Genomic DNA, 22,209 nt, shown 5'->3' with positions numbered 1-22,209 from the left:
GAGTTTAGGAGAATTATTGCTCGCTTACACATAAAACCCCGCTAATTTTTAGCGGGGTTTTACTTTTAAATTGAGTTAGTTAATTCTGGTAATATTTCAAACAAGTCACCGACCAATCCGTAGTCAGCAATCTGAAAGATCGGAGCCTCTGGGTCACTATTGATAGCCACAATCACCTTAGAATCTTTCATCCCAGCCAAGTGCTGAATCGCCCCTGAAATCCCGACTGCAATATAAAGCTCAGGTGCGACGATTTTGCCTGTCTGACCGACCTGAAGATCATTAGAAACAAAGCCTGCATCTACAGCAGCACGTGATGCGCCAATAGCACCACCTAACTTGTCAGCAAGTTGCTCAACCATAACAAAGTTTTCTTTACTACCAAGCCCTCGTCCACCAGAAACAACGACTCTTGCCGCTGGTAAATCAGGACGAGCACTTTCGGTTTTCTGACGCTCCACAAGCTCCGACAGATCGTTGCCTATGTTGATATCAACTGGTTTGATTTCGGCTGATGAACTGTCATCTATTTTTGCTGAATCAAATGCAGAACTGCGCACCGTGATGACTTTAATTCGATCCGACGACTTTACTTTAGCCAATGCATTACCTGCATAAACGGGCCTAATCACCGTATCATCAGACACAATCTCAATCACATCTGACAATTGTCCCACGTCAAGCAACGCAGCAACTCTTGGCATGAGGTTTTTACCAAACGTCGTAGCAGGAGCAAACACATGTGTAAAGTCTGCCGCAACCTGTTGTACTAATGAAGCACTGTTCTCTGCCAGCTGATCTTGATAAGCGTCTGAATCTGCGACCAATACTTCTTTGACTGTATCGACTTTAGCGACTTGCTCTACGACTCGCTGACAAGCGCTGCCTACGACCAGTGCGCTGATTTCAGTGCTGAGTGATGCCGCCGCTGACAAGGTTTTCAATGTATCCGCTAACAAGGTCTGGTTATCGTGCTCAACGATGACTAAGGTTTTCGCATTCATACTTATTTCCCTCACAACACCTTGGCTTCATTCTTAAGTTTATCAACCAGTTCTCCCACACTGGAGACCATCACTCCAGAAGAACGCTCAACTGGAGTCATTACTTCGATGATTTCATGGCTGCGTACCAAATCGACACCGAGATCCGCTGCTGAAATAACATCTAAAGGTTTTTTCTTGGCTTTCATGATATTCGGTAATGAAGCATAACGAGGTTCGTTAAGACGTAAATCGGTACTAATGATCGCAGGTAAGGCCAATTTCACCGTTTCTAAACCGCCATCCACTTCGCGTGTTACACTTACCCACCCTCCGTCGACTTGGACTTTGGAAGCAAATGTGCCTTGAGGTCTATGAGTCAACGCGGCGAGCATTTGCGCGACCTGATTGTTGTCAGTGTCAATGGATTGTTTACCTAGAAGGACGATGCCAGGTTGCTCTTGCTCTATTAAGCCTTTCAGTAACTTTGCCACGACTAGCGGCTCTGGTGACTCATTTACCTCTATGTGAATAGCTCTATCAGCACCTAGCGCCAATGCCCCTCTGAGGTTCTCTTGGCACGCAGTATCACCAATAGAGACGACAATCACCTCTTCTGCAACACCGGATTCTTTCAGGCGAACCGCTTCTTCCACAGCAATTTCGCAAAATGGGTTCATCGACATTTTGACGTTGTTGGTTTCAACACCACTGCCATCACTCTTCACCCTAACTTTGACATAAGGGTCAATCACTCGCTTTATGGCGACTAGTATTTTCACATTTCCTCCTTGGTGCTAAAGCATTTCCAGAACGATAACAAGTTGATAGATGATGTGTTTATCGTTGTTTTATGTCGCAATTTTGCGGCTTAACACCACATTAAACACAACTCATGTCGGTTTTTAGCCTATACTCAGCTTAGTAAAGTTTACGTTTACGTCAACTGCACTATATTTATCCATAAGAATTAATTGGCAAGGTAGGTTTACACCATGGAAAGAGAATGTATGGAGTTTGATGTCGTCGTCGTCGGGGCCGGGCCTGCGGGGTTGTCGACCGCAATCAAACTCGCCCAACTCTGCAAAATCAACGAAGTACCTCTATCAATCTGTGTTGTTGAAAAAGGGGCTGAAGTCGGTGCACATATACTTTCAGGTGCGATTTTTGAAACCAAAGCATTGGATGAACTTTTCCCTGACTGGAAAGAACTTGGTGCGCCAATCAATAATCCCGTCACCCGCGATGAGTTCATGTATATGACGACGGAAAGCAATCACATCAAGATGCCTGCATTTGTTACTCCCAAGCTAATGCACAACAGTTCCGACAATCACGTCATCAGTCTGGCGAACTTGTGTCGCTGGCTTGGTCAGAAAGCCGAAGAACTCGAGATTGAGGTCTATCCAGGTTTTGCCGCCGCTAGCGTGAATTATGATGAATCAGGTGCCGTAACGGGCATCAACACATCCGATATGGGTCTGAATAAATCAGGAGAACAAAAGCCAACCTTTGAAGCTGGGATAGAACTGAAAGCCAAATACACTGTGTTTGCTGAAGGTGCACGCGGTCACTTGGGCAAACAGCTCATTAGCAAGTTCAACCTCAATGAGGGTCGACAACCGCAACACTACGCCCTTGGATTAAAAGAAATCTGGCAACTCCCTCCGGACAGCGAGATCCATAAGGCAGGTAGTGTGCTTCATGGCGCAGGTTGGCCTTTGAACGAAACAGACTCTAGCGGTGGTAGTTTTCTTTACCATCTAGAAGATAACCAAGTCGTCGTCGGGTTGATCATTGATTTAAACTACTCGAACCCATACCTCAGCCCATTCGATGAGTTTCAACGTTTTAAGCATCACCCTGTGATTCGACAATACCTCGAAGGCGGTGAACGGATTTCGTATGGTGCAAGAGCGATTGCTAAAGGCGGTTTTGACTCATTACCTAAACAGCAATTTCCGGGTGGGCTGTTGATTGGCTGTGACGCTGGAACGCTGAATTCAGGAAAAATCAAAGGCAGTCATACTGCTATGAAATCCGGCATGCTCGCTGCCGAAGCGGTATTTGACGCACTCCAAGCAGACGGAAGCCAGAGAGAAGCCGATTATCAAAGTCTGTTTGAGTCATCTTGGCTGTTTGACGAGCTAAAACAGAGCCGAAACTTTGCTTCTTCAATCCACAAATATGGTGCGATTATGGGAGGCGCTTTGGCCACATTCGAACAAAACATCTGGCAATCTCTGTTTCACAAGGAAGCACCGTGGACGATTTCCGATCCGCAAGCAGATTACCTGTCGATGAAAGAGATTTCCCAATGCAACGCGATTGATTACCCTAAACCCGATGGCAAACTGAGTTTTGACAAGCCCTCTTCTGTTTACCTTTCCGGCACACAACATGAAGAAGACCAGCCTTGTCATCTGATTATCGCCAGTGAAAGTATTCCTATCGAAAATCATCTTCCTCTTTTTGATGAGCCTAGTCAGCGATACTGCCCTGCAGGCGTGTACGAAATTGTCACGGTTGATAATACGCGCAAGCTACAGATCAATGCCGCTAACTGTTTGCATTGCAAAACCTGCGACATAAAAGATCCTTCGCAAAATATCACTTGGCTCCCGCCAGAAGGTGGCGGTGGTCCCAATTATCAGAATATGTAACTGCTTTTCGCAAGAAATCCAGCACTTAGTGAAAGTGATCAAAGTTTCTATTTCTTACGTATATGAGAATGTCTCTCAACTACAAACCGTGAGGAATAAATATGATTAAACGTAGTGTTGGAATTCTTGCTGTTGTTTTTGGTGCAATCAGCTTCGGAGCTCAAGCAAGCGCAGAATGTTCTGTTTCTGTTGATGCGAACGACATGATGCAGTTCTCAACTAACAGCATTAGCGTCCCGTCTAGCTGTAAAGAAGTCACACTAACGTTGAACCATACAGGTAAGCTGGCTGCAACCTCTATGGGACACAACGTGGTTATTGCCGATACAGCGAATGTTCAGGCTGTGGGCACAGAAGGTATGTCTGCGGGCGCGGCGAACAACTACGTCAAACCAGATGATGCACGTGTTTACGCGTTCACCAAAATCATTGGTGGTGGTGAAAGCACTTCAGTGACATTCAGTACAGAAAAAATGAGTCCAGGTGGTGACTACACCTTCTTCTGTTCTTTCCCTGGCCACTGGGCAATTATGAAAGGGAAGTTCGAGTTGAAATAGCTCATTTCTAAAACAAAAAAGGCACGTAAATCACGTGCCTTTTTAACGTATGAAAGCTTAAGCTTTACATGAATATACCGCCATCGACTTCAAATACACGCGCATTCACATAGTCATTCTCAAAGATAAACTTAGCCGTATTAGCAATTTCTTTGGGATCGCCCATCCGACCCACAGGTACCATTCTTTCTAGACGCTCACGCGCTTCTGGTTTCATCGCTCCCGTCATAGATGTCTCAATCACACCAGGTGCAATAGCGGCCGCTCGAATACCGTACCTTGCCAGCTCTTTACCCCAAGTCGCTGCCAGAGTCGCTACAGCTGCTTTAGACGCCGCATAGTTTGTCTGACCGATGTTTCCAGCACGAGCAACGCTAGAAATGTTGATGATGACTCCTTTTCGCTTGGAATTGATCATCTGAACCGCTGCTTCTCGTCCACACAAAAACGTTCCGGTAAGGTTCACGTCAATCACGGAGTTAAATTGCTCAAGCGACATTTTAGTCATCTCACCATCTTTGACTTTCACCAGTAAACCATCGCGAAGAATCCCAGCATTATTGATCAGGCCGTCTAACTGTCCGAAATCAGTGACAATGTCACTGAAGACCTGCTCCACTTCATGCTCATCTGTCACATTAGCTTTGTAAGTCAGTGCTTTGACCCCGAGCATGTTGCACTGTTCTTTGGTATCCATCAGGGCTTCTTCGTTAACATCCAGTAGGGCTAGTTCCGCGCCAGCTTGCGCTAGTGTGATAGCCATCATCTGGCCTAAGCCTTGCCCTGCACCAGTAATCGCTATTACGCTCTGTTTTAGATCCATCGGCGAACTCCGTTACTTTTTAGATTGATAAAACTCGAACAAACTTGAAAAGTCTAGCTCTTCATTGCCATTTGCGTTGTGAAAAGCATACAGATTTCGGGCTAAAGAACCCATCGGCACGGAAGATTGACTCTGCGCAGCAGCATCCAGCCCTAACCCCAAGTCTTTAAGCATCAGTTTACTCATAAAACCTGGCTTAAACTCGTTGCTAGCAGGTGCTGTTTCCATCACGCCTGGGCAAGGGTTATACAATTCCAGTGCCCAGTTACGACCAGAGCTTTGCAGCATGATGTTAGAAAGGACTTTCGGGTCCAATCCATTATCTATACCTAGGTTGAGTGCTTCACAAGTCCCTGACATAAGAATACCCAACATCAGGTTGTTGCAGATTTTACCCATCTGTCCATCACCTGCTTTACCAGCATGGAAGATGTTTTTGCCCATATGTTTCAGCACAGACTCTGCTTTTTCAAAGGCACCGTCTGAACCTCCGACAATAAAGGTCAACGTACCTGCTTTTGCTCCTGCCACACCACCAGAGACGGGTGCATCAACAAAATCAAGCCCCTTCTCTGCCGCACACTGCGCAACAATGCGAGCTGACTGGGGATCAATAGTTGAAGAGTCGATAAGAAAAGTGCCATCTTCAACCATATTTAATAAGCCAACACCACCTCTATGGTCACCAAGATACACCGCTCGTACATGCTCGCCCGCTGGTAGCATTGTCACGACCGTATCCGCGCCTTTAACGGCATCTTCAACAGTAGGAGCCGCAACTGCGCCCGCGGACTCCAGTTTTTTTACTGCTTCAGGCATTAAATCGAACACCTGCACTTTCAAACCAGCAGCAAGTAAGTTTTCGGCCATCGGGCCGCCCATATTACCTAAACCTATAAACGCTATGGTACTCATGAATTCTTTCCTTCTTTCCCTGCTCGTAGAGCTTAGTAATGGCCCAGTTGTGCCAGCGGATGCGATTTTTCATCCCAAAGAGATGCAAACAAGGTATCAATCACGGCTTCATCAACATTATCGACACGGCTGAACTGCCATTTAGGCTCACCATCCTTGTCAATCAATCTGGCTCTGACGCCCTCTCGAAATTCCCCTAACAGCCCAGAACGTACCGAGAGATTCAATTCAAGACGGAAACAATCGGCTAATGACAGATCTTTGTATTGATTCAGCTGCCTGAAGCAAATATGGGATGTGATCGGGCTACCTGATGCGTGATTTCTTTTCGCAACGTCGAGCCACTTGCTTTGCCCTTCCAGCTCGAGAATGTTCTTACTTACTTCTACAACATTACTAGCGCTACACGCGCGTTGGATATCCTGCATAAAGGGCTGCATTTGCGGGTCTGGCTTGTGGCCGTTAACTTTGTCAGCGAATTCAACGAGCAAATCTGTCACCGCTTCATAAGCGTCTTCCTGCTCGTCCCAGAGCAAAGATAACAAGCGCTCAACTAGCGACTCTTTCTCTTCTGAGAGCACCATGTGGTCAGCTAGATTTACATCAAGCGCATCGCTACCGTTGATCATCACTCCCGTTAAACCGAGGAATAACCCCACCCCAGGTTCAAGCCGGTTAAGGAACCACGTAGCCCCGACGTCGGGATACAGGCCGATACTCACTTCAGGCATGGCCAAGCGCGTTGATGGCGTCACCACCTTGTGGCTAGAGCCCATATAAAGGCCCATTCCGCCACCCATGATGATGCCTTCACCCCATGCGATAATTGGCTTGCAGTAGGTGTGGATCAGATAGTCACATTCGTACTCAAGTTTGAAAAAAGTGGTACAGAAGGCTTCGATTTCCTGACTGGATTTATCTCGCATGACATCATGCATGGTGCGTACGTCACCACCAGCACAAAACGCTTTCTCGCCTTGCCCTTCCAATAAGACACAAGCAATAGTGTCGTCTTCTTGCCAGCGTTCGAGTTTCTCTTTAAGCAAAGCTAACATGTCATAGGTCAAGGCATTCAGTGAAGGCGCATTATCAAGAGTTGCCACACCAATCTTGGTATTCCCATCTTGGCAAAGCAGCTCTTTAAAATGAACGGTTGCTGTCATATTGCCTCCTAGCCATTTTTCCATTGAGGTTGACGTTTTTCTAGGAACGCGTTGACACCTTCTGTTTGGTCTTGAGTGTCAAACAACTGAATAAACAGTTCACGCTCCTTCATCAAACCGTGTGCTAGTGGGCTCGTCCTTGTATTTTGTATCAATGATTTACAAGCAGTGACCGAAGACGGAGATTGATTTGCCACCATTTCTGCAAGGCTAATTGCCGCATCAAGGGCATTCCCTTTGCTGACAACCTCTTCAACCAGCTTGATGTTAAGTGCTTTTGCCGCATCAAGCTGTTCACCGCACAAGATGACGCGTTTCGCCCAGCCTTCACCAACAAGCGCTGTCAGGTTTTGCGTACCACCAGCACAAGGCAATAGGCCAACTTTGGCTTCTGGAAGCGCCATAACCGCCTGCTCTTCTGCGATTCGAATGTCACACGCTAATGCCACTTCTAAACCGCCCCCCATCGCATAGCCATTAATGGCAGCAATAGAAACACCACGGAATGCAGATAAGGTTTCAAATGCCTCACCAAACAAACGCGACATATCTACTGCGACCGATTTGTCACCATCAGCAAACAATTTAAGATCAGCACCGGCAGAGAAGAACTTCTCACCCTGTCCGGTAATAACTAAGGCGTAAACGTCTTTGTTCTCATTAAGATCTAAGATGAGTTGCTTCAATTGAGCCAGACTTTGCGCTGTCCACGTATTCGCTGGAGGGTTGTTCATTGTAACGACTGCGACATGGTTGCGAATCGTATGTTGAATGGTACTTCCTTCTGAATGATTCATCGTTGAGCATCCTTTCAATTAGAGTAGTTGAGAGCCTTCAGCTAGCATTCGACGTGCGATGATCAATCGCATAATTTCATTAGTACCTTCAAGGATCTGGTGAACACGCACATCGCGGAAATGACGCTCCATCGGGTACTCTTTGATATAGCCGTAGCCACCGTATAACTGAAGTGCCTGGTCACAAATCTTAAAACCGACATCGGTTGCAAATCGTTTTGCCATCGCACAATATGCCGTGGCTTCTGGGTCCTGATTGTCCAATTTACTTGCCGCGAGGCGCACCATTTGTCTGGCAGCGACCAGCTCAGTCACCATGTCAGCTAACCTGAACTGCAGCCCCTGAAACTGAGCCAGTTCTTTACCAAACTGTTTGCGCTCTTTGACGTATTGCATCGCCTCATTCAACGCCTGCTGTGCTGTACCTATTGAACAAGTCGCGATATTAATACGCCCTCCATCCAGCCCTTTCATTGCGAAAGTAAAGCCTTCCCCTTCTTTCCCTAACAAGTACTTTTCAGGTACCACAACGTTGTCAAACGTAATGGCACGTGTTGGTTGACTGTTCCATCCCATTTTGGGCTCTTTTCGCCCGTAGCTGATGCCTTCCGCATCCGCAGGAATGACAAAAGCAGAAATACCTTTTGCTGAGCTATCGCCTGTACGCGCCATCACGACTAACACTTCCGTGTCACCAGCACCGGAGATAAAAGTTTTACCGCCATTGATGATGTACTCATCGCCCTGCTTTTTCGCAGAGGTTGTCAATGAAGCGGCATCGGAGCCCGCGTTCGGCTCAGTTAAACAATATGAACCAAGCCAATCGCCAGTGATCAGTTTTGGACAAAACTCTTCTTTGGCTTCCTCAGTGGCAAAACTGGCGATCATCCAGGTCACCATATTGTGAATGGTCATGAATGCCGTGGTGGAGGTGCACCCCATCGCCAGTTGCTCAAAAATGATTGAGGAATCAAGACGGCTCAGTTGCAAGCCCCCCTGATCTTCTGGTGTATACAGGCTAAGAAAACCTAATTCACCCGCAGTTTTGAGTACATCTTTTGGAAACAGCTGCTTTTCATCCCATTCTGCGGCCATCGGCGCTAGTTCATCCATCGCAAACTGCTGAGCGGTTTCAGCAAATGCACGTTGGTCTTCATTTAGTTCAAAATCCATTTGTCCTCCCGTTATCGCAGTTGAATGGTTAGGTTTGGCCCTGTCGGGATATCATCATCAAACCAGCGCGACGTAACGGTTTTGGTTTCGGTATAGAATCGAACCGCTTGCTTACCATAGGCATGTAGGTCGCCATAGAAGCTGCCACGCCATCCAGTGAATGAGAAGAACGGCAAAGGCACAGGAATCGGAACATTGATGCCCACTTGACCAACTTGAATTTCATGTTGGTATTTGCGTGCAGCCGCGCCATTTGCGGTAAAAATAGACGTTCCGTTGCCATAAGGGTTGTTGTTGATCAGTTCAATCGCCTCTTCTAGTGTCTCGACTTCTAGGCAAACTAAAACAGGACCAAAGATTTCCTGCTCATAGACCGACATATCAGTCGTCACACCTGTGAACAAGGTTGGGCCCAGCCAGTTACCTTCTGGCATGCCTTCAACATTGCACTGAGTTCCGTCTAGTTCACACACAGCCCCTTGCGCTTTGCCTTCTTCAATCAAACTCACTACACGATTCTTAGCTTCTTTGCTGATCAATGGGCCGTACGCCGCGTTGCCATCATCCCATGCACCCGGAGTCATCTTCGCCATTTCAGTTTTGAGATCATCGACCCACTCTTTCGAACTTCCAACGAACACCGCAACTGAAATAGCCATACATCGTTGCCCAGCCGCGCCAACTGAGCTTCCAACCAAGTTATTTATCACCTGCGCTTTATTGGCGTCTGGCATCACAACCATATGGTTTTTCGCACCAGCAAACGCCTGAACACGTTTATTGAAGTTGGTGCCCGTCTGATAGATGTACTGAGCAACTGGCACAGAGCCTACGAATGACACAGCACGAATCAAAGGATGAACGAGCAATTTATCGACCTGATTCTTACGGCCATGAACAACCTGAAGAACGCCTTTTGGCGCGCCAGCCTGTTCAAATAGCTCAGCCAAACGCATCGCAGTAAGCGGTACTTGCTCAGAAGGTTTAAGAACAAAGGTGTTCCCTGCGGCGATTGCCAGTGGGAACATCCACAAGGGAATCATGGCTGGGAAGTTAAACGGTGTGATACCACAGCATACCCCTAGCGGTTGAATCATCGAGTAAGTATCAATTTCCTTTGCAACGTTTTCTACGGTTTCGCCCATCATGTTGCTGGCGATATTCGCGGCTTGTTCAACCACTTCAATACCGCGCCAAACATCACCTTTCGCATCGATGGTGATTTTGCCGGTTTCTTTTGAAAGAAGCTCCGCTAGCTCGTCATGGTGCTCTTTAAGTAAGTGCTGATAACGCAGCATCAAGCGAGCTCGCTCCGATACCGCAACTTCCTTCCAAGATTTAAACACTTCAGCAGCATTTTGAATCGCTTGCTCCATTTCCTGTTCAGTCGCACAAGGAAGTTTGGCAATGACTTCACTGGTTGCCGGGTTGGTCACCTCAACCCATTCATTGGTCTGTGACTGGCAGAACTCACCGCCAATAAATAAGGGAACTGACTGAGTCATAATGATGTCCTTTTCTTTTATAGTGGGATCTCAATACCCATTGCGGTTGCTTCACCGCCACCAATACAGAGTGATGCAACACCTCGCACCACGCGTTTGTTGTTCTTGTTTCCATCCGTGCCCAGAGCCTGCAACTGACGAAGGCTATGAATCAGCGTGACAAGAATCCTTGCACCACTGGCACCAATGGGATGGCCTAATGCGCACGCACCGCCTTTCACGTTAACTTTCTCGCTATCGAGGCTGAGCTGTTTGACAGCTATCTGCGTCACCACAGCAAAAGCTTCGTTGATTTCCCATAAATCCACTTCGTCCACCGCCCAATCTAGCTGCGATAGAAGCTGCTCAATCGCGTAAACAGGTGCCAATGTGAATTCAGCAGGAATACGGGCATGCGTTGCATGACCTTTGATAATGGCCAGTGGTTCCAAACCCTGTTGCTTGGCCGTCTGAGCGTCCATAACCACAAGAGCGGCAGCCCCATCGGATATTGCGCTGGAGTTGGCTGCAGTAATCGAACCATCTTTGGCGAATGCAGGCCTTAACTGAGGAATTTTTTCGGGTTTGATTGAGCGTGGTTGCTCATCATAATCAAGCGGAGGATCTTTCTTGAGGGTAACAGGGACGATTTCATCGGCAAACAAATCCTGCTGCTGCGCTTCAATCGCTCGGTTAACCGACAAGGTTGCCCACTCATCCATTTGCTCTCGGGTAAATTCAAGCTTATCGGCAATCTGCTGACCGAAAACGCCCATGAGTTCACCTTCATACGCATCCTGCAGACCATCTAAGAACATATGATCGTAGGTCGATTTATGACCCATGCGCATCCCAGAGCGTGACTCTTTAAGCAAATATGGCGCATTAGTCATGCTCTCCATACCTCCTGCAACAATGCAATTGGCACTGCCCGCTCGAATAAGATCGTTTGCCAGCATCACCGCTTTCATACCGGAGCCACAAACTTTATTGATGGTCGTACAACCTACCGCTTTCGGTAAGTCAGCCCCTAGAGCCGCTTGTCTAGCGGGCGCTTGCCCACAGCCTGCGGGCAACACACAGCCCATATACACTTCATCGACTAACTCTGGCGATAAAGATTGCTCTTCCATTGCCGCCTTTATCGCGACCGCCCCTAGATTGGGTGAAGAATATTCAGAAAGCATGCCCTGAAAACGCCCCATTGGTGTTCTCTTCGCTGCAACTATCCAAATCTCTTTCTCTTGCATTGCCTGCTCCTCACAAGATTGTTGAGTAACGGCTTTACTACCTCAGCGACCACAAAGCAGCTTAATTCACGACGCTGCTTTCACTTTTAAAAGCCATTTGTTTTTTGCACGGTTATTTTCTTGACGTTTACGTAAGCATAGCACTAACATTTACGTTAACGTAAAGAAACACATTCACAACCTGTAAAATCTTTTTTACCGTCGTAGTGGAAAGTGTGATTGTCTATCACCTAGCAGTTGGGGAGTTTCATCTGGTGGAAACATACAAAATCAGCGAGCTCGCTAAAGAGTTTGATATCACAACAAGAAGTATCCGCTTTTACGAAGATATGGGCCTAATTCAACCTGAGCGCAAAGGCAGTATGCGGATTTATCAGCGTAGAGACAGGGTTCGTCTTAAGTTGATTTTACGAGGGAAGCGACTTGGTTTTTCATTGGCCGAGATACGCGACTTGTTAGAGCTTTACGATACTAATCAAATAGATACCCAGTTGATTAAGATGCTCAAAATCATTGATGAGAAGGAAGCTGTACTCAAACGTCAACTTGAGGACATCACCATTGTCCTTGACGATTTGAATACCGCTCGCCAGCGATGTGAAGAAGCGTTGCAGCGTTCAAAAGCCAGCTAAAGCGCTTCTCGAGACATCATTAATCCGCCAGGGATCGTAACCAGCAAAAACCGCTGAATCGGAGGCGATATGATATCTCAGTACACCCCCCTCAACTTTGGGCTCGATGAGTCTGTCAATATGTTGCGGGAACACGTGAATGCTTTTGCCCGCGAGCACATTGCGCCTATCGCGGCCAAAGTGGACGAGGAAAACCAATTCCCGAACCACTTATGGTCGCTAATGGGTGAAATGGGCTTGCTTGGCGTGACCATAGATGAACAATATGGTGGCGCTGCAATGGGCTATTTAGCACACGTGGTAGCCATGGAAGAGATAAGCCGTGCGTCTGCTTCTATAGCACTTAGTTACGGTGCTCATTCTAACCTGTGTGTGAATCAGATTTTCCGCAACGGAAATGCTGTTCAAAGAGAAAAATACCTACCTAAATTAATCGATGGCTCCTACATTGGTGCGCTGGCAATGAGTGAACCCAATGCAGGTTCAGACGTTGTAAGCATGCAGCTCAAAGCTGAATTAAACGGCGATCATTATGTGCTGAATGGCACCAAAATGTGGATCACCAACGGCCCAGATGCGGACGTACTCGTCGTTTATGCTAAAACCGACCCTAGCGCGGCTTCACGAGGCATCACCGCTTTCATCATCGAACGTGATTTTGAAGGATTCAGTCACGCTCAAAAGCTCGACAAACTCGGTATGCGAGGCTCGAACACCTGTGAGCTGGTTTTCACCAACTGCAAAGTACCCGTTGAAAACGTACTTGGTGAAGTGAATCAAGGCGTCAAAGTCTTAATGAGTGGATTAGATTACGAGCGCGTGGTTCTGGCTGCTGGCCCACTAGGTATCATGCAGGCTTGCTTAGACCTTGTTGTGCCTTACGTTCATGACCGTAAGCAATTTGGTCAGTCCATCGGTGAGTTCCAGTTAGTTCAAGCCAAGGTCGCGGATATGTACACCCGTGCCAACGCAGCACGCGCTTATGTCTATACCGTTGCCGCTGCCTGTGACCGCGGTGAAACAACAAGAAAAGATGCCGCTGGCGCGATTCTTTACAGTGCCGAATTAGCAACACAGCTTGCACTCGATGCCATCCAGCTGCTAGGCGGTAATGGATATATCAATGAATTCCCTGCCGGTCGCTTATTAAGAGACGCCAAACTCTATGAAATTGGCGCAGGTACTTCTGAAATTCGCAGGATGCTTATCGGGCGTGAACTGTTTGAAGAGTCACGCTAACGAGGATGTTATGGCAATCATAAAAACTAAAATCAAAACCGACTCTCCCCTGTTCACTAAAAATCAGCAAGCGATGAGTGGACTGGTCGAAAAATTGAACGCAGATGTTGAATCCATCAAACAAGGTGGTGGCGCTAGGGCTGTCGAAAGGCAGCGAAAGAAAGGTAAACTTCCGGTACGCGAACGTATTGATCTTCTGCTCGATCAAGGATCAGACTTTTTAGAAGTCGGTCAGTTCGCAGCGTGGAATGTTTACGAAGAATCAATCCCTTGTGCAGGTGTCGTTGCAGGTATCGGCAAAATAAAAGGGGTTACCTGTATGGTGCTCGCCAACGACCCATCAGTCAAAGGCGGTACCTACTACCCACTGACAGTGAAAAAACACCTCAGAGCACAAGAAATCGCTGAACGCTGCCACTTGCCCTGCGTTTATCTGGTCGACTCGGGTGGCGCAAACTTACCTCACCAAGCTGAGGTGTTCCCAGACAAAGACCATTTCGGACGTATTTTCTTTAATCAAGCACGCATGTCTGCCAAGGGCATACCTCAAATAGCGGTTGTTCTAGGGCCTTGTACCGCAGGTGGCGCTTATATTCCTGCGATGGCAGACGTTTCTGTTATCGTGAAAAAACAAGGCACCATTTTCCTTGCCGGGCCTCCTTTAGTCAAAGCGGCTACAGGTGAAATCGTGACGGACGAGGAACTTGGCGGCGCGGATGTTCATTGCCGTAAATCTGGGGTTGCAGACTACTACGCAGAAAATGAGCAACAAGCTTTCCATATGGCACGAGAAGCACTTGCAAGCAGCAACCAAGAGCCAGTAATACCGCAGACGGAAAAGGTGTTGCCACCACGTCTACCCGCTGAAGATATCTACGGCATCGTCAATGCCGATCTGCGCTTGTCTTTCGATGTGAGAGAAGTGATTGCACGTATTGTTGATGATTCTGACTTCGATGAATTTAAAGCCCTGTTTGGCACAACACTAGTGTGTGGCTTTGCTCGTATCGAAGGCAAGCTGATTGGTATCGTCGCGAACAACGGTATCTTGTTCGCGGAGTCAGCGCAGAAAGGCGCCCACTTTATCGAGCTGTGTGCTAAGCGAAAGATTCCATTGCTGTTCCTACAGAACATTACTGGATTCATGGTTGGCAAAAAAGTTGAGGAAGGTGGCATCGCCAAACATGGCGCCAAACTCGTCATGGCAGTGGCTTGTGCTGATGTGCCTAAATTCACCATCATCATTGGCGGCTCATACGGAGCGGGCAACTACGGTATGTGCGGTCGAGCTTACGAGCCAACGATGATGTGGATGTGGCCTAACGCTCGCATCTCTGTAATGGGAGGCGAGCAAGCAGCTGGCGTACTAACTCAAGTGAAGCGTGAAGTCCTGAAACGCCAAGGCGAACCTTGGTCAGAAATGGAAGAAGGCCAGTTCAGGCAAACCATCGTTGATCAGTATGAAGAACAAGGCCATCCATACTACGCCAGTGCTCGCCTCTGGGATGATGGCATCATTGATCCGAAAGAAACTCGACATGTTCTCGACCAAGCGCTCACCGCGACAGAACATGCTCCGATGCCAGATAGCCATTTCGGTATCTTTAGAATGTAGGAGCATGACATGACCACTTTGAAAGATACCGACTATCTCACTTGCAGCGTCGATACGTTCGGCGTTGCCAGTCTGTCACTTAACCGGCCAGACAAGCACAATGCGTTCAACGCACAGGTTATCGAACAGTTGATAGAATCGATTAACTCACTGGCACTGCGATCGGACGTTAGATGCTTGGTGTTACGTGGTAACGGAAAACATTTTTCTGCTGGCGCTGATCTTGGCTGGATGCAGTCAATGGTAGGTAAAAGTGAACAGGAAAATCAGGAAGATGCGTCAAGACTTGCTCAGTTGATGCATTGCTTGGATAATTTCCCTCACCCTACTCTCGCTGTTGTTCATGGCTGTGCGTTTGGCGGAGCTCTGGGGCTCATCTGCTGCTGTGATGTCGCGATTGCTGATCATAGCGCCTTGTTCTGTCTCAGCGAAGTAAAGCTAGGACTGGTTCCAGCGACCATCGGGCCCTATGTGAACCGCGCGATTGGTGCTCGCCAGTCTAGGCGTTACATGCTGACTGCTGAACATTTTGACGCTAACAAAGCGGTTGAGATTGGTTTGATTCATGAAGCTGTCGAAGCCAGCAAACTGGAGAGAACCGTCACTGAAATAGTAAATCAGTGGCAGCTTAATAGCCCTGCTGCACTTACGCAAACCAAAGCTCTGATTCGAGAGTGTGATTCTCAGGTGCTTGACGATGCTTTAATTGAATACACCAGTCAATTAATCGCAAAAGTCCGAGTGTCTGAGCAAGGGCAAGAAGGTCTTAAGGCTTTCTTTGATAAGCGACCACCAAATTGGGCGATGGGAGGCCGTGAATGACAACGACCTCGTTACTACCAGAGTCAGTCAAGGTAGTTGAAGTAGGTCCTCGCGACGGTTTGCAAAATGAGCAAGCCGTTTCAACCGAGGCAAAAGTCGCGCTAATCAACCAACTCTCTTCTTGCGGACTCACCCATATCGAAGCCGGATCGTTCGTCTCACCAAAGTGGGTGCCACAAATGGCGGACTCGTTAGAAGTCATGTCCAAAATTACTCGCGCGCCGAATGTTACGTACGCCGCTTTAACACCCAACATAAGAGGGTTTGAGCAGGCACTCGACGCCAACGCTGACGAAGTCGCGGTATTCACATCCTCTTCAGAAGGCTTTTGCCAAAAGAACATCAACTGTTCTATTGAAGAAAGCCTGGAAAGATTTCGCCCAGTGGTGGCTCAAGCAAAAGACAAAGGCATTCCGGTTAGAGGTTACTTATCCTGTATCGTCGATTGCCCTTATGACGGTCCAACCGAACCCAGTCAGGTCGCCAAGGTTGCTCAAGCACTGCTTGATCTTGGTTGCTATGAGGTGTCTCTTGGAGACACGATTGGTACGGGTACGCCAGTACGAGTTGCGAACATGCTCGACGCGGTTTTTGAGAGAGTGCCTTCACAACAGGTCGCCGTTCATTTTCATGACACTTGGGGGCAAGCGCTTGCCAATATATACCAAGCCCTTCAAATGGGCGTACGTGTTGTAGATAGCAGCGTAGCAGGTTTAGGGGGATGCCCTTATGCCGCAGGTGCTTCTGGTAACGTAGCGACCGAAGATGTGGTTTATCTTTGCCAAGGTTTAGGTATTGAAACAGGCGTAGATCTAAACCGTCTCGCTCAGGCTGGATGGGAAATCAGCGACGCCTTAGGGCGCCAGCCGACTTCCAAAGTTTCACTGGCTTTGCGTAGCTAACAAACTCTCTCTGTTTTTGGGCTGATAGGATTGAAGTAACAAGCAAACCATTATCAGCCCAATTCCTCCCCACCCCGACATGCCAATATGCTCTCCGACTACAACTACGGCAAATACTGCTGCTACAGCAGGCTCAAACAACGTCAACAAACTCGCTTTGCTGGCAGACACCGTTTTTAACCCATAACCAAAGCAGACATAGCCAAGAAACATTGGAACAAACGCCATGTACAAGGCGACGGATGTATTTATTGGTGTCGCAAACAAATTACCACCAGTAAAAAACAATGAAGGTAACAGCAATAGTGAACCCAGCCCGAAAATACTCCCCATAGCAGATTTGGAATGTACGCCTTCAGTGATGAGCATTTTGGCTGCCCACGCGTAAGTGGCATAGGTGAAACCCGCAAGCAATCCGAGCGCTATTCCTATGTATTTCATGTGTTGAATATCAGTTTGTGTGGAAGTTGATGTCTCTGATAGAGTCAGTAAAAGGATACCAGTTGCGCCCACAATAAGGCTTATCACCCAGCGGGTATCGATTGTTTTCTCTTTGCCAAACAGGCACTCCAGAAATGCAACGAAGAATGGCGCACTCGCGATAGACACTACCGTTCCAATTGCCACACCGGCCATTCTCATCGAGCTATAAAACGCGAGAGGGTAAACAGCCAAAGCAAGTGCTCCAGTCAACAAAATGGCTTTATTGGATTTCAATATGCGCCGATCTTTTCTGATCGTGTTGCAAGCAAACAGAGCCAGGAGAAGTCCACCCACACCCATAGAAAAAGCACCAATAGCCAACGGGCTTATATCAGGCGCATACGTGGCTGCGGTACCAGTCGTCCCCCACAATAAAGAAGCAAACAGGATGACCAGAACTCCAAGGTGTTCATTGTGTGTTTTTAGCGTCTGACTCATAGCTGTACTCTTTGTATTTATCATTTTGATAAGCACAGCTTAAACAAGCGAAGAGCATTAGACTTTGCAGAAAAGACACTTTACTTGATTTTATAGACTCAATTTCATCAACCGCGTATCTCTCGGGGAGAAAGCCCAAATGATGATGAAAAACGACGGCTAAAAGCCGACAGGTCAGCGTACCCTACTCTTTCTGCAATAAGCTGAACTGGGATATCCGTATGCGTGAGGAGTGCCTTGGCTTTTTCCATTCTTTGTTTGGTCACGTATTGCAGAACACTTAATCCAGTGGATTGTTTGAAGATCTTTTTAAACTGCGTCGGACTCAAACAGGCGACCTTAGCTAAGTTATCAACCGTGATCTCTCTGGCTAGATCTTCCTCAATATGATGCAGCACCGCTCTAACCCTATGATCAAGTTGCTGCCCAGCCTGTTGCTCCGCCAATAGCTTCATAAACATATCAACCATTGGCTCCTCAATGGAAGGGGTTACCCGATGCTGCAGCTGAGATTCAACAAATGTTAAGTAGGACTGAAGTGGTGAAGAAATCGGAAAAACCAGAGTGTCCATATTCAACAAATTCTCTGGCATGGTGTTTAAATCAGCGACAATGAAACGCGCAGCCTCTTTAGCGCGAAAATGGTGAAAAGTGTTGGCCTGTATCACCACGCACTCACCGACCGACACTTTTCCTTGATAGCCTTCCAGCTCAATAATGATGGTACCTAAAATAGGAAGCACAAGTTGATGATGTTCATGAGCATGGCCTCTACGTTGACGGGTATAGGCTCGAATGGTGAGATTGTTTTCCAACATCGGACTGGGTTCACTCCACAAAGTGAGACTGATAAAACTTAGGTGTCACAGCAAGTTTCTTTTTAAAATGTCGCTGAAAATGCGCTTGATCTGAGAAGCCTAGATTGTTGGCAACATCAACAATATCTTCTCCAGACTTGAGCATCACTTTCGCACGCTTGATCTTTTCATCCATAAGATAAGCGTATGGTGGTAACCCATACTGGTCCTTGAAAGCACGTAGAAGCTGATATCGGCTCATTCCCACTTCCTCTGCTAACGCTTCTAGGGAATGGGAGTTACTCAGTTCATCCATTAACTTCTCGCGCACCACCGCAAGACTCGACAAGCCGGTCTTTGCCATCGGTTTAACTCTCTGTCGAGAACTAAGCTCAATAAAATCATATAAACAAGATTGAGCTAACAACACATTTTCTTCGCTTTGAAGCGCAGAAAAAAGAGCCAAATATCGTTGCTGAAATTCCGGATGACGCTCTAAATCGTTTTCAAAAGCTAGGTAGTCATATCGTTGATTCGAACTCATTTCTCGCTGAATTTCACCCATTTCCAGCGCATCAACAAACAACATACTATAGGACCAAGTACCTTGGTGTGGATTACACGAATGAATATCTGCAGGGTTAATAGTAACGATATCCCCCTGCCCAATTTGATGTGTATTGCGTCGATTCCGGTAATCTGCACGGCCCTGATTGATAATGCCAAATGAAAATTCATCATGGGAGTGAGCGTCATAACATGCTGTCGACTGATTCGCGACACGTAGCTCGATCCATGGAAGAACCGTACTCTGCTTGAAACTCGCACTTTTATCTTTCTTCATTCACTCACCATTCCATTCAGAGCCAAATCATCACGACAGATACGCATAACATCATTGCCATGAATCGATTAAATTGACGATGAGCTCGTGGATTTGCAAGTCGATTCGCTAAAATACGGCCAATCATCGCCCATATGCCAACCCCGATCACACAGACTAATAATGAAACCAAAGTAAATAGACGCAAGGAATATTGTTCATTTTCCTGCCCTATTACATAAAGACTTACGCCGGACATCGCTACCAACCATGCCTTAGGGTTGAGTATTTGAGTCAAACTTCCAGTCACCCAGCCGGAACTCTTCCCTTGTTGAATAGTGACACCTTGCACAGGCGCAACAAAGATTTGGTAAGCAAGGTAAAACAAGAAGCTACTTCCAACTAACTGCATCCAAAACTCAAGCTTCGGTAACGTCGAAGCCAGTGTTTGCATCATCTGCCCGGTACCAAACACGACAGCAGCATACGCTATCGATGCGCCCAGAACGTGCTTTGACGCAGCCCTTAGCCCATCATTTACCGCAGTAGTTGTCGCTAATAAATTCACAGGGCCAGGTGTCACGGCTCCAACGAATGCAAACACCACCATCGCCAATATCAAATTTTCCATCTCGTTATCTCCTCTTTTTTACCAAGATAACGACTAGGAGGAAGCCAGTATTGAACGATATTGCAGTGCATTAATTGTTGGAAACAAGCTGAATAGCAACAAGTCAGGCAGAACATCGAATACCTTTACCTTTGCGGTAGCCAATCCAATCTTGCCAAAGTTCCTAACATTTATAATCTCCCCTCTACCTAAATTTTACTTGTTCGAATAATTCGAACAAGTGCGTTAGTTTTATCCGATTTCTTCTCACCTCATCAGCACTTAAACTTAGTTTTAACCACTGAGGGAAAGGTATAAACCCTCTACTACTAAATTTGAAAAATTTGAGGAAGATAGTATGAAAGCTCTATTAAAAACACTGACAGAATCAAACGCAGGCTACAGTGCGTTGGCCTTACGTATTCCGGTCGGCATTATATTTATGGCGCATGGTGCACAAAAATTGTTTGGCTGGTTTGGTGGCTATGGCTTAGAAGGCACAGGTCAATGGATGGCATCTATCGGCCTTGGACCCGGTGTTCTGATGGCATTTTTAGCCGGTAGTGCTGAGTTCTTTGGTGGTTTGCTCATCTTACTTGGCATGCTTACTCGCCCCGCTTCTGTCGCTCTAGCCTTTACTATGCTTGTTGCCATTTTCTCAGTTCACTTTGAAAACGGTCTGTTCATGGCAAACAATGGCTATGAGTTTGGGTTAGCACTCATGGCAGCAAGCATTTCATTGGCATTATCGGGATCAGGTAAAGCCGCTCTCGATCAATATATCGCAAAGACACTCGCTTAATCCCAAACTAGGAGGGCATTATTATGATTACCGTAAGACATTCAAATGACCGTGGTAGAGCAAGTTTTGGCTGGCTGGACAGTAAACATACGTTCTCCTTTGGCAATTACTATGACTCACAGCACATGGGTTTCTCAGCGCTACGAGTCATTAATGACGATGTTGTTCAGCCAAGTGCCGGGTTTGCCACACATGGCCATCGAGATATGGAGATCGTTAGTTATGTTCTACAAGGTTCCATCGAACACAAAGACAGTCAAGGCAATATTCAAACCTTACCTGCCGGAGAGTTCCAGCTTATGTCCGCTGGGCGTGGTATCTATCATAGTGAATACAATGCGTCTGACTCCGAAACTCTGCGATTTCTACAGATTTGGATTCAACCAAATACGTTTGGTAAAGAGCCCAGCTATCAGCAAAAAGATTTTGGTCACACAGAAGGCTTAACAACTATCGCCACACCTGATGGTCGCGATGGCACCTTACATATAAAACAGGATGCCTTTCTAAATCAATTGATTTTGTCGCCAGGCCAACACATTGACTATGAAGTTGTACAAGGAAGAAATGTTTATATCCATCAAATTGAAGGGCAACTGACAGTCGATAGCACCATTCTTCATCCAGGTGACGGTGCAAAAGTGGAAGATACCACTTCTCTTTCTTTTGCAAACACAGGAGAAGAAATGGTGACTGCACTGGTATTTGACCTGCCGTAAATTCCTCTAGATTACCTCAGGGAAAAAAGCGTACCTCCCTGAGGTTTCAACGCTAATTTTCCAAAACTTCAGCTGTTCGGCTAGCCAATTTTGTTATGAGAGCTTCTCTTCTAAGTTCGAGAATGTCATCTATAATTCTCTCTTTGCCACTTAAACCAAAATGTTCAGAGTAGTTCTTGATTGTGTCCACTTCGTGCCTATCCAGCTTGTACACATTACGCTTCAGATACGCCTCAGCTTCACTTTTTATTAATCCATTATCTTGTAGCTTTTTGATGATAATATCGTCTAGCGTGTTCAACTTTCTTGTCATTTTCTTCTGCTTCTAACCGTAAATTTCGTACATCATTCTAAAAAGCGAACTAAAAGTAATATCCGGACGGGAAAGTACCTTCTGTCTATGACAAGAAAGTGACAATTTTCCGCCATTGCTCCAATGCTCGTATTCAGTGCTGTACTCTCTCGTTGACAACGCGAATTGATATTCACCAATAAAACATAAATCATCACAAATCACTT

General features: G+C 46.7%; 23 protein-coding genes. 9 read left to right on the top strand and 14 right to left on the bottom strand.

The window, feature by feature from the left end:
• Positions 1-65 precede the first annotated feature (65 nt).
• Both L1D23_RS02720 and L1D23_RS02715 read right to left on the bottom strand, forming a co-directional pair.
• On the bottom strand, positions 66-1,004 hold the full coding sequence (locus tag L1D23_RS02720; protein ID WP_239864073.1) for an FAD-binding protein: 939 nt from the start codon (positions 1,002-1,004) through the stop codon (positions 66-68).
• Between the two features lie 11 nt (positions 1,005-1,015).
• On the bottom strand, positions 1,016-1,765 hold the full coding sequence (locus tag L1D23_RS02715) for an electron transfer flavoprotein subunit beta/FixA family protein (protein ID WP_239864071.1): 750 nt from the start codon (positions 1,763-1,765) through the stop codon (positions 1,016-1,018).
• 213 nt (positions 1,766-1,978) lie between these two features.
• Here L1D23_RS02715 and L1D23_RS02710 point away from each other — a divergent pair, with 213 nt between their 5' ends.
• Positions 1,979-3,646, top strand: coding sequence for an electron transfer flavoprotein-ubiquinone oxidoreductase (locus L1D23_RS02710; RefSeq protein ID WP_239864069.1), 1,668 nt, complete (start codon positions 1,979-1,981; stop codon positions 3,644-3,646).
• Between the two features lie 101 nt (positions 3,647-3,747).
• On the top strand, positions 3,748-4,203 hold the full coding sequence (azu, locus tag L1D23_RS02705) for an azurin (protein ID WP_171349003.1): 456 nt from the start codon (positions 3,748-3,750) through the stop codon (positions 4,201-4,203).
• A gap of 64 nt (positions 4,204-4,267) precedes the next feature.
• On the opposite strand, the gene L1D23_RS02700 is transcribed toward azu, so the two are convergent.
• The 7 genes from L1D23_RS02700 to L1D23_RS02670 are packed head-to-tail and all read right to left on the bottom strand — an operon-like array spanning position 4,268 to position 11,808.
• Positions 4,268-5,026, bottom strand: coding sequence for an SDR family oxidoreductase (locus tag L1D23_RS02700; protein ID WP_021455861.1), 759 nt, complete (start codon positions 5,024-5,026; stop codon positions 4,268-4,270).
• 12 nt (positions 5,027-5,038) lie between these two features.
• Positions 5,039-5,941 (bottom strand): 3-hydroxyisobutyrate dehydrogenase, encoded by a 903-nt coding sequence (mmsB, locus tag L1D23_RS02695; protein WP_239864067.1) that lies wholly within the window; start codon positions 5,939-5,941, stop codon positions 5,039-5,041.
• Between the two features lie 32 nt (positions 5,942-5,973).
• Positions 5,974-7,104, bottom strand: coding sequence for an enoyl-CoA hydratase/isomerase family protein (locus L1D23_RS02690; RefSeq protein ID WP_239864066.1), 1,131 nt, complete (start codon positions 7,102-7,104; stop codon positions 5,974-5,976).
• A gap of 8 nt (positions 7,105-7,112) precedes the next feature.
• A complete protein-coding gene (locus tag L1D23_RS02685) occupies positions 7,113-7,901 on the bottom strand; it encodes an enoyl-CoA hydratase (protein WP_239864064.1) in 789 nt (262 codons plus the stop codon).
• An 18-nt stretch (positions 7,902-7,919) separates the two neighbouring features.
• Positions 7,920-9,074, bottom strand: coding sequence for an acyl-CoA dehydrogenase family protein (locus L1D23_RS02680; protein WP_239864062.1), 1,155 nt, complete (start codon positions 9,072-9,074; stop codon positions 7,920-7,922).
• Between the two features lie 11 nt (positions 9,075-9,085).
• Positions 9,086-10,579: a CoA-acylating methylmalonate-semialdehyde dehydrogenase gene (locus tag L1D23_RS02675; RefSeq protein WP_065741942.1), complete on the bottom strand. Its 1,494-nt coding sequence runs from the start codon at positions 10,577-10,579 to the stop codon at positions 9,086-9,088.
• Between the two features lie 17 nt (positions 10,580-10,596).
• The gene (locus L1D23_RS02670) at positions 10,597-11,808 is read right to left on the bottom strand and encodes an acetyl-CoA C-acyltransferase (protein WP_239864060.1); all 1,212 of its coding nucleotides are present in this window, start codon (positions 11,806-11,808) and stop codon (positions 10,597-10,599) included.
• A gap of 254 nt (positions 11,809-12,062) precedes the next feature.
• On the opposite strand from L1D23_RS02670, the gene L1D23_RS02665 reads away from it, so the two are divergent.
• From L1D23_RS02665 to L1D23_RS02645, 5 genes are all read left to right on the top strand, one after another.
• Positions 12,063-12,440 carry a MerR family DNA-binding transcriptional regulator gene (locus tag L1D23_RS02665; protein ID WP_006960832.1) on the top strand — a complete coding sequence of 126 codons (378 nt, stop codon included), beginning with the start codon at positions 12,063-12,065 and terminating at the stop codon, positions 12,438-12,440.
• Positions 12,441-12,509: 69 nt separating this feature from the next.
• On the top strand, positions 12,510-13,679 hold the full coding sequence (locus L1D23_RS02660) for an isovaleryl-CoA dehydrogenase (RefSeq protein WP_239864058.1): 1,170 nt from the start codon (positions 12,510-12,512) through the stop codon (positions 13,677-13,679).
• Between the two features lie 10 nt (positions 13,680-13,689).
• Entirely contained in the window at positions 13,690-15,294 is a 1,605-nt protein-coding gene (locus L1D23_RS02655) for a carboxyl transferase domain-containing protein (RefSeq protein WP_064486225.1), read from the top strand.
• 9 nt (positions 15,295-15,303) lie between these two features.
• On the top strand, positions 15,304-16,116 hold the full coding sequence (locus L1D23_RS02650; RefSeq protein ID WP_239864056.1) for an enoyl-CoA hydratase-related protein: 813 nt from the start codon (positions 15,304-15,306) through the stop codon (positions 16,114-16,116).
• Positions 16,113-17,018 (top strand): hydroxymethylglutaryl-CoA lyase, encoded by a 906-nt coding sequence (locus L1D23_RS02645; RefSeq protein WP_239864054.1) that lies wholly within the window; start codon positions 16,113-16,115, stop codon positions 17,016-17,018. Before L1D23_RS02650 ends, L1D23_RS02645 begins: the two co-directional genes overlap by 4 nt.
• Here the strand turns inward: L1D23_RS02645 and L1D23_RS02640 are convergent.
• From L1D23_RS02640 to L1D23_RS02625, 4 genes are all read right to left on the bottom strand, one after another.
• Positions 16,998-17,939: an EamA family transporter gene (locus L1D23_RS02640; RefSeq protein WP_239864052.1), complete on the bottom strand. Its 942-nt coding sequence runs from the start codon at positions 17,937-17,939 to the stop codon at positions 16,998-17,000. The genes L1D23_RS02645 and L1D23_RS02640 overlap by 21 nt on opposite strands.
• A gap of 107 nt (positions 17,940-18,046) precedes the next feature.
• Positions 18,047-18,757: an AraC family transcriptional regulator gene (locus L1D23_RS02635; protein ID WP_239864051.1), complete on the bottom strand. Its 711-nt coding sequence runs from the start codon at positions 18,755-18,757 to the stop codon at positions 18,047-18,049.
• 10 nt (positions 18,758-18,767) lie between these two features.
• Positions 18,768-19,580: an AraC family transcriptional regulator gene (locus tag L1D23_RS02630; protein ID WP_239864050.1), complete on the bottom strand. Its 813-nt coding sequence runs from the start codon at positions 19,578-19,580 to the stop codon at positions 18,768-18,770.
• A 16-nt stretch (positions 19,581-19,596) separates the two neighbouring features.
• Positions 19,597-20,190: a LysE family translocator gene (locus tag L1D23_RS02625; protein WP_239864049.1), complete on the bottom strand. Its 594-nt coding sequence runs from the start codon at positions 20,188-20,190 to the stop codon at positions 19,597-19,599.
• Between the two features lie 337 nt (positions 20,191-20,527).
• On the opposite strand from L1D23_RS02625, the gene L1D23_RS02620 reads away from it, so the two are divergent.
• Positions 20,528-20,971 (top strand): DoxX family protein, encoded by a 444-nt coding sequence (locus L1D23_RS02620; RefSeq protein WP_239864048.1) that lies wholly within the window; start codon positions 20,528-20,530, stop codon positions 20,969-20,971.
• A gap of 23 nt (positions 20,972-20,994) precedes the next feature.
• Positions 20,995-21,690, top strand: coding sequence for a pirin family protein (locus tag L1D23_RS02615; RefSeq protein WP_239864047.1), 696 nt, complete (start codon positions 20,995-20,997; stop codon positions 21,688-21,690).
• Between the two features lie 52 nt (positions 21,691-21,742).
• Here L1D23_RS02615 and L1D23_RS02610 read toward each other — a convergent pair whose 3' ends face one another.
• The gene (locus L1D23_RS02610; RefSeq protein ID WP_239864046.1) at positions 21,743-22,003 is read right to left on the bottom strand and encodes a hypothetical protein; all 261 of its coding nucleotides are present in this window, start codon (positions 22,001-22,003) and stop codon (positions 21,743-21,745) included.
• Positions 22,004-22,209 lie beyond the last annotated feature (206 nt).

This window comes from Vibrio sp. Isolate24 (genome assembly GCF_022398215.1).
GTDB classification, from domain to species: Bacteria; Pseudomonadota; Gammaproteobacteria; order Enterobacterales; family Vibrionaceae; genus Vibrio; species Vibrio coralliilyticus_A.
Note: the sequence above shows the minus strand (reverse complement) of the source record. Positions and strands in the feature narration are given on the sequence as shown.

Bases quoted from the DNA above. Each gene is read 5' to 3' on its own strand.
- L1D23_RS02675 (WP_065741942.1), bottom strand. From the start codon at position 10,579: ATGACTCAGTCAGTTCCCTTATTTATTGGCGGTGAGTTCTGCCAGTCA.
- L1D23_RS02670 (WP_239864060.1), bottom strand. From the start codon at position 11,808: ATGCAAGAGAAAGAGATTTGGATAGTTGCAGCGAAGAGAACACCAATG.
- L1D23_RS02700 (WP_021455861.1), bottom strand. From the start codon at position 5,026: ATGGATCTAAAACAGAGCGTAATAGCGATTACTGGTGCAGGGCAAGGC.
- L1D23_RS02635 (WP_239864051.1), bottom strand. From the start codon at position 18,757: ATGTTGGAAAACAATCTCACCATTCGAGCCTATACCCGTCAACGTAGA.
- L1D23_RS02640 (WP_239864052.1), bottom strand. From the start codon at position 17,939: ATGAGTCAGACGCTAAAAACACACAATGAACACCTTGGAGTTCTGGTC.
- L1D23_RS02650 (WP_239864056.1), top strand. From the start codon at position 15,304: ATGACCACTTTGAAAGATACCGACTATCTCACTTGCAGCGTCGATACG.
- L1D23_RS02720 (WP_239864073.1), bottom strand. From the start codon at position 1,004: ATGAATGCGAAAACCTTAGTCATCGTTGAGCACGATAACCAGACCTTG.
- L1D23_RS02610 (WP_239864046.1), bottom strand. From the start codon at position 22,003: ATGACAAGAAAGTTGAACACGCTAGACGATATTATCATCAAAAAGCTA.
- L1D23_RS02630 (WP_239864050.1), bottom strand. From the start codon at position 19,580: ATGAAGAAAGATAAAAGTGCGAGTTTCAAGCAGAGTACGGTTCTTCCA.
- L1D23_RS02655 (WP_064486225.1), top strand. From the start codon at position 13,690: ATGGCAATCATAAAAACTAAAATCAAAACCGACTCTCCCCTGTTCACT.
- azu (WP_171349003.1), top strand. From the start codon at position 3,748: ATGATTAAACGTAGTGTTGGAATTCTTGCTGTTGTTTTTGGTGCAATC.
- mmsB (WP_239864067.1), bottom strand. From the start codon at position 5,941: ATGAGTACCATAGCGTTTATAGGTTTAGGTAATATGGGCGGCCCGATG.
- L1D23_RS02660 (WP_239864058.1), top strand. From the start codon at position 12,510: ATGATATCTCAGTACACCCCCCTCAACTTTGGGCTCGATGAGTCTGTC.
- L1D23_RS02615 (WP_239864047.1), top strand. From the start codon at position 20,995: ATGATTACCGTAAGACATTCAAATGACCGTGGTAGAGCAAGTTTTGGC.
- L1D23_RS02685 (WP_239864064.1), bottom strand. From the start codon at position 7,901: ATGAATCATTCAGAAGGAAGTACCATTCAACATACGATTCGCAACCAT.
- L1D23_RS02625 (WP_239864049.1), bottom strand. From the start codon at position 20,190: ATGGAAAATTTGATATTGGCGATGGTGGTGTTTGCATTCGTTGGAGCC.
- L1D23_RS02710 (WP_239864069.1), top strand. From the start codon at position 1,979: ATGGAAAGAGAATGTATGGAGTTTGATGTCGTCGTCGTCGGGGCCGGG.
- L1D23_RS02620 (WP_239864048.1), top strand. From the start codon at position 20,528: ATGAAAGCTCTATTAAAAACACTGACAGAATCAAACGCAGGCTACAGT.
- L1D23_RS02680 (WP_239864062.1), bottom strand. From the start codon at position 9,074: ATGGATTTTGAACTAAATGAAGACCAACGTGCATTTGCTGAAACCGCT.
- L1D23_RS02645 (WP_239864054.1), top strand. From the start codon at position 16,113: ATGACAACGACCTCGTTACTACCAGAGTCAGTCAAGGTAGTTGAAGTA.
- L1D23_RS02690 (WP_239864066.1), bottom strand. From the start codon at position 7,104: ATGACAGCAACCGTTCATTTTAAAGAGCTGCTTTGCCAAGATGGGAAT.